The organism is Hymenobacter agri, from assembly GCF_054778495.1.
On the sequence record NZ_BAAGZM010001016.1, the window covers coordinates 1 to 1,002 of the forward strand.

The following is a 1,002-nucleotide window of genomic DNA, read 5'->3' on the forward strand; positions in this document are numbered from 1 at the left end:
GGGCGAAGGCGGGCCCGGCCACGCGCACGGGGCCGTGCGCCGGGTTGGGGTAGAGGGCGAAGGCAGCAGTTTCGGCGGCCGACGCGGTGGCGGTAGCCACGTTATTCGTCATCACGGGCCGCATCAGGAGGGCGCCGCGCTGCACGGCACCGGAGGGCTGGAAGTTGGCCGTGTCCCACTGCGCGGCATTGTCGCGCCGGAAGAAGTGGCGGGCCGGGAAGGTACTATTCAAATCGAGGCCGTAGTGCAGAGTGCGGCCGGCGCTGGGCTGCGAAAAGCCCACGTAAAACGACCCCGATACGGCCACCGGCTGGTCGAAGTCAATTTGGAAATATTGCCAGCCCGCCGGGTAGCTGGCCGGAATGGTGGCCGTTTTCGTGCCCAGCACGCGGGTGTTGTCGGGCAGCCCGTTCTTATCGGCCCACACGCTGATGGTTACCTGGCGGCTGCCCGCGTCCGAGGCTGTGAATACCGGCACCAAGCGCACGCCGCGCACGTAGTCGGGCTGGTTCAGGTCGAAGCGGTAGGCGAAGGCCGACTGCTGGCCGGTGGCGTAGGGCAGCAGGTTGGTGATGTTTTCGGCCGAGCCGTCGTCGTAGGCATAATAATTATTCAGCTCCACATCCCGAAAAATCGTGTCGTTGGGCAGCGTGAGCGGCGAGGTTTCGCGCGAGTTCAGCGCCAGCGTGTAGCGCAGCCGCTTGGGCGTGGCCGACACCGGCAGCGGCTGCGTAGCCGCCGAACCCGTGATGGGCGACTGGCGCGAGTTGCCCGCCACCAGCGTCGAGCTTTGCAGCCAGGGGCCAATAGTGGTGCCCGCAGTGAGGTCGCGCACCGTGCCCAGTACATCCACCGACAGTGGGGCGGCCGTGCCACTCAGGTTGCTCACATTCACACCCAGGCGTGGGTTCAGCTCGCTGGTGGGCGGGCTGGCGGCGTTATACTGCCACACCGGCATGGCCGTGAAGCGCCGCAGCGGGCTGCGCAGCCCGCCCGTGGGCA

The 1,002-nt window shown here is 67.4% G+C and carries 1 protein-coding gene; it reads right to left on the minus strand.

What is annotated here, in order from left to right; genetic code table 11:
* The coding region (locus ACYVDE_RS24130) for a hypothetical protein (protein WP_460504064.1) at positions 1–1,002 on the minus strand (1,002 nt) is incomplete at both ends.